This is a genomic window from Kitasatospora sp. NPDC004531 (assembly GCF_053602195.1).
In genome coordinates this window covers 1-8,779 of the sequence record NZ_JBSGDD010000154.1, presented here as the reverse complement: position 1 = coordinate 8,779, position 8,779 = coordinate 1, and the positions used below count along the sequence as shown (strand labels likewise).

The 8,779-nt window shown below is 73.4% G+C and carries 6 protein-coding genes; 3 read left to right on the top strand and 3 right to left on the bottom strand.

Features of this window, described 5'->3' with window-relative positions:
- The first annotated feature begins 197 nt into the window (after positions 1 to 197).
- Both ACWEMJ_RS32810 and ACWEMJ_RS32805 read left to right on the top strand, forming a co-directional pair.
- Complete coding sequence (locus tag ACWEMJ_RS32810) at positions 198 to 2,921, top strand: alpha/beta fold hydrolase (RefSeq protein WP_452140791.1); 2,724 nt, start codon at positions 198 to 200, stop codon at positions 2,919 to 2,921.
- 71 nt (positions 2,922 to 2,992) lie between these two features.
- Positions 2,993 to 3,775, top strand: coding sequence for an ABC transporter permease (locus tag ACWEMJ_RS32805; RefSeq protein WP_452140792.1), 783 nt, complete (start codon positions 2,993 to 2,995; stop codon positions 3,773 to 3,775).
- 22 nt (positions 3,776 to 3,797) lie between these two features.
- Here the strand turns inward: ACWEMJ_RS32805 and ACWEMJ_RS32800 are convergent, their stop codons facing one another.
- Together ACWEMJ_RS32800 and ACWEMJ_RS32795 are read right to left on the bottom strand one after the other, a co-directional pair.
- Positions 3,798 to 4,352, bottom strand: a complete 555-nt coding sequence (locus tag ACWEMJ_RS32800) for a hypothetical protein (RefSeq protein WP_452140790.1) — start codon at positions 4,350 to 4,352, stop codon at positions 3,798 to 3,800.
- Between the two features lie 56 nt (positions 4,353 to 4,408).
- Positions 4,409 to 6,229 (bottom strand): protein kinase domain-containing protein, encoded by a 1,821-nt coding sequence (locus ACWEMJ_RS32795; RefSeq protein WP_452140789.1) that lies wholly within the window; start codon positions 6,227 to 6,229, stop codon positions 4,409 to 4,411.
- A 217-nt stretch (positions 6,230 to 6,446) separates the two neighbouring features.
- Between ACWEMJ_RS32795 and ACWEMJ_RS32790 the strand changes: the two genes are divergently transcribed.
- A complete protein-coding gene (locus tag ACWEMJ_RS32790; protein WP_452140788.1) occupies positions 6,447 to 7,310 on the top strand; it encodes an MBL fold metallo-hydrolase in 864 nt (287 codons plus the stop codon).
- A 28-nt stretch (positions 7,311 to 7,338) separates the two neighbouring features.
- Here the strand turns inward: ACWEMJ_RS32790 and ACWEMJ_RS32785 are convergent, their stop codons facing one another.
- Complete coding sequence (locus tag ACWEMJ_RS32785) at positions 7,339 to 8,310, bottom strand: serine protein kinase RIO (protein ID WP_452140787.1); 972 nt, start codon at positions 8,308 to 8,310, stop codon at positions 7,339 to 7,341.
- Positions 8,311 to 8,779: the final 469 nt, after the last annotated feature.

Genomic DNA, 8,779 nt, shown 5'->3' with positions numbered 1-8,779 from the left:
TGCTGATGGGGGGTGGGGAGGGGGAGAGGGTGGGGAGTTGGGTGGGGGTTGGGGGTGGTTGAGGTTTTTGTCCCCGCCCGCCCGCCCGTGGCCCGCCTGCTGATGGGGGAGGGGCGCGGCGTCGGGGACGGGGAGGGAGGGGGTGGGGGTGTGGGTTTAGCGGGGGCCTACGGGGGGCGTGGTTAGGATCTGCGGGTATGGGGCTTGTTGGGGTTTGGCGTGGGTGGGTGGGGTGGCGGCGGGGGCTGGTGGTGGGGGGCGTGGTGGGGGCGCTTCTGGGTGGGGTTGTGGTGGGGGTGGGGGCCGGGGGGCCGGTGGGGGTGCATCGGGAGGACCGGTTCCTGGAGGGGGCGGAGGGGGTTCGGATCGATACGTCCTTCTTCACGGCGGGTGGGGAGGGGCGGCGGCCGGCGATCCTGTTGGCGCACGGGTTCGGGGGGTCGAAGGACGGGGAGCGGGCGCGGGCCGAGGAGTTGGCGCGGGCCGGGTACGCGGTGGTGACGTGGTCGGCGCGGGGGTTCGGGGAGTCGTCGGGGCAGATCGGGTTGAACCAGCCGGAGCGGGAGGTCGCGGATGTGTCGCGGCTGGTGGACTGGTTGGCGCAGCGGCCCGAGGTGCAGTTGGACGGGGAGGGTGATCCCCGGGTCGGGGTGACGGGGGCGTCGTACGGTGGCGCGGTGTCGCTGCTGGCGGCCGGGTACGACAGGCGCATTGACGCGATCGCGCCGCAGATCACCTGGTGGAATCTGGCGGATGCGCTGTTTCCGCAGGCGGCGCAGGGGAGTTCGGCCGCCGACGGGGTGTTCAAGAAGCTGTGGGCGGGGATCTTCTTCACCACCGGTTCGGCGTCCGGGCTGATCGGGGGCGGGGCGAAGCAGCAGGTCGAGGGGCCGGTGGGGTGCGGGCGGTTCCGGGACGAGCTGTGTGAGATGTACGACCGGGTGGCGGCGGCCGGGCGGCCGGACGCGGATGCGGTGCGGGTGTTGGAGCGGTCGAGTCCGTCGTCGGTGGCGGAGCGGATCAAGGTGCCGACGCTGGTGGTCCAGGGGCAGCAGGACTCGCTGTTCCCGTTGGACCAGGGCGACCGGATCGCGAAGGCGGTGGCCGCGAACGGGGCGCCGGTGGCGGTGGACTGGTTCGGGGCGGGGCACGACGGCGGGCAGGAGAGCAGTACCCGGGTCGACGACCGGGTGACGGCCTGGTTCGACCACTGGTTGAAGGGCGGGAAGGGGTCGACCGGGCCGGCGTTCCGGGTGACGCGGACCGGGGGCGTCGACTCGACGGGCTTCCAGGCGGTGCTGCGCGGGGCGGACGCGGATGCCTACCCGGGGTTGGGCGGGACCGGGCAGCGGACGGTGGAGTTGACGGGCCGGGAGCAGCGGATCGCGAATCCGCCGGGCGGCGCGCCGCCGAACATCTCGACCCTGCCGGGGATCGGGGCGCTGTCGCAGCTGTCCTCGGTGGGTGCGGGGCTGTCGATCGACTTTCCCGGGCAGTTCGCGGCGTTCGACTCCGCGCCGCTGGGCGGCCCGTTGCACCTGACGGGTGCGCCGACGGTGGCCGTGCACGTGGCGGCGGACGTGCCGGAGGCGGTGCTGTTCGCGAAGGTGTACGACGTCGCGCCGGACGGGAAGCAGTCGCTGCCGCAGCAGTTGGTCGCCCCGCTGCGGGTGACGGGGGCGGACGCGGCGGGTGGGCGGACGGTGCAGGTGACGCTGCCGGCGGTGGACCACGAGTTCCCGGCCGGGCACCGGTTGCGGCTGGTGCTGGCGTCCACCGACCTGGCGTACGCCTCGCCCGCGCAGGCCGCCACGTACACGGTGGCCGCGGCGGGGCCGTTGAGCGTGCCGACGGTGGAGCAGTTGCGGACCGAGGCCGCGCCGGTGCCGGACCGGACCTGGGTGCTGCCGCTGGTGGCGTTGGCGCTCGGTGCGCTGCTGGTGTTCGCGCGGCGGCGGCGGGTGGCCGCGCCGGCGCCGGACCCGGCGCTGGCCGGGGTGCCGTTGCAGATCACCGGGCTGTCGAAGAAGTACAAGGGCTCGGTGGACCGTTACGCGGTACGGGAGTTGTCGTTCCGGGTGGAGGCCGGGCAGGTGCTCGGGCTGCTCGGGCCGAACGGTGCCGGCAAGACCACCACGCTGCGGATGCTGATGGGGCTGATCCGGCCGGACGAGGGTGAGATCCGGGTGTTCGGGCACGCGATCCGGCCGGGTGCGCCGGTGCTGTCGCGGGTCGGGGCGTTCGTCGAGGGTGCGGGTTTCCTGCCGCATCTGAGCGGGCGGGCCAACCTGGAGTCGTACTGGGCGGCGACCGGGCGGCCCGTCGAGGACGCGCACTTCGCGGAGGCGCTGGAGATCGCCGGGCTCGGGGAGGCGCTGGAGCGGGCGGTACGGACGTACTCGCAGGGCATGCGGCAGCGGCTGGCGATCGCGCAGGCGATGCTGGGGCTGCCGGACCTGCTGATCCTGGACGAGCCGACCAACGGGCTGGACCCGCCGCAGATCCGGGAGATGCGGGAGGTGATGGTCCGTTACGCGGCCGCGGGGCGGACGGTCATCGTCTCCAGCCACCTGCTCGCCGAGGTCGAGCAGTCGTGCACGCATCTGGTGGTGATGGAGCGCGGGCGGCTGGTGGTGGCCGGGCCGACCGGGGAGATCACCGGTGCGGGTGAACAGCTGCTGGTCGGTGTCGAGGACGGGTTCGGGCTCGGGGAGACGGCCGTGGTCGCGGAGAAGGTGGCCGCGTTGGACGGCGTGGAGTCGGTGCGGGCGGTGGACGGCGGGCTGCTGGTGCGGCTGGACGGTCTGCCGGTGAGCCGGCTGACCGCCGAACTGGTGCGGCTGGGTGTGCCGGTGACGGGCATCGGGCCGCAGCGGCGGCTGGAGGACGCGTTCCTGGCCCTGATCGGAGGTGCGGCGTGAGTGCGGTGACGGCGGAGACGGCGGCGCCCGGCTATCGGCCGGGGCGGACGCTGCCGTTGCGGGTCGAGGCGATGCGGCAGTTGCGGCGGCGCCGGACGCTGGTGATCGGCGGGGTGCTGGCGGCGTTGCCGTTCGTCGTGCTGGCGGCTTTTCGGATCGGCGGGACGCCGGGGCGGGAGAACCGCACCACGTTCATCGAGCTGGCCACCGCGTCCGGGGCGAACTTCGCCACCACGCTGCTGTTCATGGGCACCGGGTTCCTGCTGGTGATTCCGGTGGCGCTGTTCTGCGGTGACACCGTGGCGTCGGAGGCGAGTTGGTCCTCGCTGCGGTACCTGCTGGCGGCGCCGGTGCCGCGGGCCCGGCTGCTGGCGCGGAAGTTCGTCGTGGCGATGGGGTTCTCGGCTGCGGCGGTGGTGCTGCTGCCGGCCGTGGGGCTGGTGGTCGGCACCGCCGCGTACGGGTGGGGCGACCTGAAGCTGCCGACCGGGGCGACGCTGTCCGCCACGGAGGCGCTGCCGCGGCTGGCGCTGGCCGTGCTGTACGTGTTCCTGGCCGAAGTGGTGGTCGGCGCGCTGGCGTTCTGGCTCTCCACGGCGACGGACGCCCCGCTCGGCGCGGTGGGCGGCGCGGTGTTCGCGTCGATCATCACCGGCGTGCTGGACGCCGTGACGGCGCTCGGGTCGCTGCGGGAGTGGTTCCCGGCGCACTGGCAGTACGCGTGGGCGGACGCGTTGCAGCCGCAGTTGGAGTGGGGCGGGATGGTGCAGGGCGTGGTGCTGTCGCTGTCGTACGCGGTGGTGCTGCTGGCGTTGGCGTTCCGGGGGTTCGCGACGAAGGACGTGGTGTCCTGAGCGGTGGCGGCGGGCCCGGGGTTCAGCGGGCGCCGTCGCGGACCAGGAGCAGGTCGAGGGAGTGGGCCCGGGCGTGGGACGCCCAGGTGGGGAGGTGCTCGGTGAGGAGCCAGGCGGCCTCTTCGAGGTCCTCGTCGTCGAGGTGGGCGGTGGGGAGGCCGGGCAGCGCGTCCGGGTCGAGGGCGGCGAGTTCGGCGAGGACGGCAGGGAGGGCGGAGCACGGGGTGAGGGTGGCGTGCGGCCACGGCCGGTCGTCGGTGGCGCCGTCGGGCCAGGGCCAGCGGCGGGACCACAGGGCGGTCAGCGCGGGGACGCCCAACGTGCGCAGGACGTCGGTGAGTTCGTCCCAGTGGCGGCCGGTCAGGACCACTTCGCCGAGCGGGGTGCCGAGGGCGCCGGCGAGGGCGGGCAGCAGGGCGGTGTAGCGGGAGTCCGCGTCGGCGCGCAGCCGGCCGGAGAGCAGCTCGGTGAGGGCGGCGGACGGGGGGACGCCGCGCAGCCCCGGCCCGCCCGAGCCGGGCAGGCGCAGGAGCAGCGCGGCGTCCACCGCGAAGGCGGTGACGTACTGTTCGGCCATGTCCGGCACTCTTCCCGAGGGGTGTGACAACTCCGGTGCGGGGGGCGGGAGTCGGGTCAGGAGAAGCGGAAGAGCTGGGACTTGTCGCCGATGGCCGAGCAGGTGGTGACGGTGAGGGTGGTGCCGGCGCCGCGGTCGGTGAGGCAGCTCTGCACGCCGTAGCCGTACTTGACCTGGAACGTGCCGGGGTTAGCGTCCACCAGCGACCAGTTGGTGAGGTCGCCGTAGGAGCTGGGGCCGGCCAGTTCGGCGTCGTTGGGGCTGCCGGCGTAGCGGGCGCCTAGGCTGATGCCGCTGCCGCTCCTGCAGGCGGTGAAGGTGGTCTGGCCGCTGCCGTCGGTGGTCTTGATCCAGCCGTAGGAGGTGTTGCGGCCGGAGACGACGGGGGTGCCCGCCGTCAGTGTGTCCGAGCCGAGGCCGGCGGCCTGGCCGGTGCCGACGTTGACCAGGCGGCCCCAGCCGCTGCCGCCGCAGCCGGAGGCCGGGCCGGTGCCTCCGCCGCCTCCGCCGGTGGTGGGCTTGGGGGTGGTGGGGGTGGGCTGGGTCTGCGAGCCTCCGCCGCCGGGGTTGGGGTTGGTGTTGGTGGAGCCGCCGCCACCGGTGTTGGTGGTGGTCGAGCCGCCGCCGGTGTTGGGGTTGGTGTTGGTCGAACCGCCGTTGGCGGTGGTGGAGTTGCCCTGGTCGGGGGTGCCGGCGGGCTGGGACGGGTCGGTGGACGGCGGGGTGGAGGACTGGGGCTGGGCGGCGGGGCTGTCCTGGGCGGGGCCGGCCGGGGCCGAGGCGAGCGGGGAACTGCCCTGGGAGTGGCCGGAGTTGGCGCTCTGGGTGGTGTCGTGGTGCTGCCAGGGGAGCAGTTCGAGCTGCTGGGCCGTCACGCCGCCGCCGGTGACCAGCACGAACGGGAGGACCAGGGTGACCAGGCGTCGGCGGCCGCCGCGTTCCGTCCGCTGCGGCGCGGTGGTGGCGTCCGGGGCGGCGCTCGGGGTGGCGGCGACGGCGGGCGGGGTCTCGTCCGGTCCGGCGAGGGCGAGGACCGCGCCCAGGCCGGCCGGGGTGGACATCGCCCGGCGGGCGGCGGCGGCCATTGCGGCGGCGTCCGGGTAGCGGTCGGCGGGCTGCTTGGCGAGGGACTTGGCGACCACCGCGCGCACCGGTGCGGGCACCGTCTCCGGCAGCTCCGGCAGCGGATCGCGGACGTGCTTGAGCACCACTTCGAGCGGGGTCTCGCCGGTGAACGGCGGCTTCCCGGCGAGGAGTTCGTACAGCACCACGCCGACCGAGTACAGGTCGGAGGCGGCCGAGGCCTCCTTGCCCTCGGCGCGTTCCGGGGCCATGTACAGGGCGGTGCCGATCACCGCGTGGGCGGTGGTGATCCGGGTGTCGGCCAGGGTGCGGGCGATGCCGAAGTCGGTGACGGTGATCCGGCCGTCCTGGTCGATCATCAGGTTGGACGGCTTGATGTCGCGGTGCACGATGCCCTGCTGGTGCGCGGCGTGCAGGGCGTCCAGCATCTGCGCGGCGATGTCCAGCGCCCGGTCCGGCGGGAAGGTGCCGCGGCCCTTGGCCTTGTCGAGCGGGCGGCCGGTCAGCAGCTCCATCACGATGTACGCGATCTTCGCGGACGGGTCGGAGGCGTCCTCGCCGTAGTCGTGGATGTGCACCACGCCGCGGTGGTTCATCGCTGCCAGCACGGTCGCCTCGCGGCGGAAGCGGGCCGCGAAGACCTCGTCCTCCATCAGTGCCGGAAGCACGATCTTCACCGCGACCTGGCGGCCCAGCACCTGGTCGTCCGCCCGCCAGACCTCGCCCATGGCGCCGCTGCCGAGCCGCGCGGCGAGGGCATAGCGGCCCCCGAGTACCGTCCCCCGACCCCACATGTCCCGTTTCCCCCGAGCATGGTGTACGACCTGTCAATTCTGGCTGCCCGGACGCCCGATGGGAAGTCGGCCAGGCCCCGCACGAGCCCCCGTGTCGCCGCGGTGACTCTACACGGCGGTGGGGCACGTCTGTTCGGGTCGTGCGTTCATACTGATGGGCGGTCAACCGGCCGTCGGGGCAGGTCCGTCAGGGGAGTTCGGCGCTTTGAGTGATGAGATGATCGATTTCGGCGGTGGGCGGCCCGAGGCGCGGCCGCTGGACGTCCGGTGGAACCACGGTTCGCCGTCGGCCCGGCACAACACCGACCCCGAGCTGCAGGTCCACGTGTACGACGAGCACACCGTGATCCTGCGGCAGAACATGGCCGTCAACTACGAAGCGCCGTTCCTGTACCTGCTGTTCGGCAACGAGCGGGCCGTGCTGATCGACACCGGGGCCACAGCGGAGGCCGAGTACCTGCCGCTGCGGCGGACCGTCGACGAGCTGATCGACGCCTGGCTGGAGCGCAACCCCCGGGACGACTACCGGCTGCTGGTGCTGCACACGCACGCGCACGGCGACCACGTTGCCGGGGACGGGCAGTTCGCCGACCGGCCCCGGACGGAGCTGGTGCCGGCCGGGAAGGACGACGCCTGGCCGTGGTTCGGCTTCGACGCCGACCCCGGGGCGGTCGTGCCGGTCGACCTGGGCGGGCGGGTGCTGGAGTGCCTCGCCACTCCCGGGCACCACGCCGCGTCGGTCACCTACTACGACCCGTGGAGCGGGTTCCTGCTCACCGGCGACACCGTGTACCCCGGACGCCTGTACATCGAGGACTGGGCCGCGTTCGGGCACAGCATCGACCGGATGATCGAGCTGGCCGAACGGCGGACCGTCACGTACGTCCTGGGCTGCCACATCGAGATGTCGGTGCAGGACGGGGTGGACTACCCGATCAGGTACACCTACCAGCCGCACGAGGCGCCGCTGGAGCTCACGGTGGCGCACCTGTACGAGATCCGGGGCGCGCTGCGGGCGGTGGCGGCGGACGGCGGAGAACCGCGGCGGGTGGTGCTGCCGCGGTTCGTCCTCTGGCCGTGAAAGGGCCCTGACCTGGCGGATCCGGTGATCAGCGGCGGAGGCGGGCCTCCTCGGCGAGGGAATCGACGAGGGCCTCCACGCGCTCCGGCGGCAGGCCGCGGGAGACGAACCAGGCGCCGACGTTGCGGACGTCGCGCTCCAGGAAGGACAGGCCGCGCGGGTTGGCCACCACGTCGACGATCTGCGGGACGTCGATGATCACCAGGCGGCCGTGGTGGACCAGGATGTTGTACGCCGAGAGGTCTCCGTGCGCGTAGCCGTCGTACGCGAGAAGGGACAGGCTGCGGCCCAGCTGCTCCCAGAGGTCGTCGACGTCGGCCTCCTCGGCGCGCAGCTGGGCCAGCCGCGGGGCGGCCGTGCCGGCCTCGTCGCCGACGAACTCCATCAGGATCTCGGTGCCCGTGATCTGCACCGGGTACGGCACGGCCACGCCCGCCGACCACAGGCGGCACAGGGCGGCGAACTCGGCGGCCGCCCACTGGCCGGCGATCGCCTCCTTGCCGAAGGCGGTGCGCTTGGCCATCGCCCGGGTGACCCGGGACTCCTTGTGCTGGCGGCCCTCCAGGTAGCCGGAATCGCGGTGGAACATCCGGTGCTGGGCATCGCGGTAGCGCTTGGCGGCCATCAGGGTGCGGCGGTCGGTGCCGGGGACGGCGCGCTCCAGCAGGAAGACGTCGGCCTCCTTGCCGGTCTTGACGATGCCCAACTCGGTGTCGACGGCCGCGAGTTCGGTGACCACCCAGTCGGGGCGGGGCTCGGGGCCCTTCTCGGTGGGGGTGGACTGGTCCCACGTCGACCAGCGGTCGCCGACGGCGGGGCCGTCGGTGGCGGGCGGGAGGCTCTCGGTCTCGGTGTCCTCCTCGAACTCGTGGTCCTCGGAGGGGAAGTACAGGTACTCGGGCTCGGCGTCGTCGAAGCGGTCGGCCTTGCGGCCACGACGGGACGCGCCCTTGGGGCGGATACGGGAGAAGGAATCGCTGTCGGCAAAGCGCTCGCGCACTGCGGTGGCTCCTGAGGAGTGGCCCACCGGGGCGCGGAGTGACGCGCTGTCAGCCGGTGGGGAGAAGACGGGGGGAAGAGGCGTAGGGCGCGCAGGCGAAAGCGCGCCGCGTCACGGCGGCAACCATCGTGGCCACACCTCCTCACTCGTCGTCTCACCACCCGCGCAGGGGTGCGTGCGGGCGGACTTGGACCACCTTAGTCAGGGGGGTGGGGGATGCAAGTGGTTTTTTTTGGGCGGGGTGGGATTGGGATTTTGGGGCGCGACGGGGGTGGGGTGGGGCGGCTGGGTGCTCGGACTGGTGGGGCGCGGCGGGGGTGGGAGGCGGGGGAGGGGGTGCGACTTGGGGGGGGTGGGTGGTTGCTCGCGCAGTTCCCCGCGCCCCCGGGTCCGGGGCCGTCGGGGGGGTTGCCGGTGTTGACCGAATATGTACCCAACCCAACCCCACGCCAAAAAACACTAAAAAGAG

Excerpts from the sequence above, each read along its gene's own strand:
- ACWEMJ_RS32810 (WP_452140791.1), top strand. The coding sequence starts at position 198 with ATGGGGCTTGTTGGGGTTTGGCGTGGGTGGGTGGGGTGGCGGCGGGGG.
- ACWEMJ_RS32805 (WP_452140792.1), top strand. The coding sequence starts at position 2,993 with ATGCGGCAGTTGCGGCGGCGCCGGACGCTGGTGATCGGCGGGGTGCTG.
- ACWEMJ_RS32800 (WP_452140790.1), bottom strand. The coding sequence starts at position 4,352 with ATGGCCGAACAGTACGTCACCGCCTTCGCGGTGGACGCCGCGCTGCTC.
- ACWEMJ_RS32795 (WP_452140789.1), bottom strand. The coding sequence starts at position 6,229 with ATGTGGGGTCGGGGGACGGTACTCGGGGGCCGCTATGCCCTCGCCGCG.
- ACWEMJ_RS32790 (WP_452140788.1), top strand. The coding sequence starts at position 6,447 with ATGATCGATTTCGGCGGTGGGCGGCCCGAGGCGCGGCCGCTGGACGTC.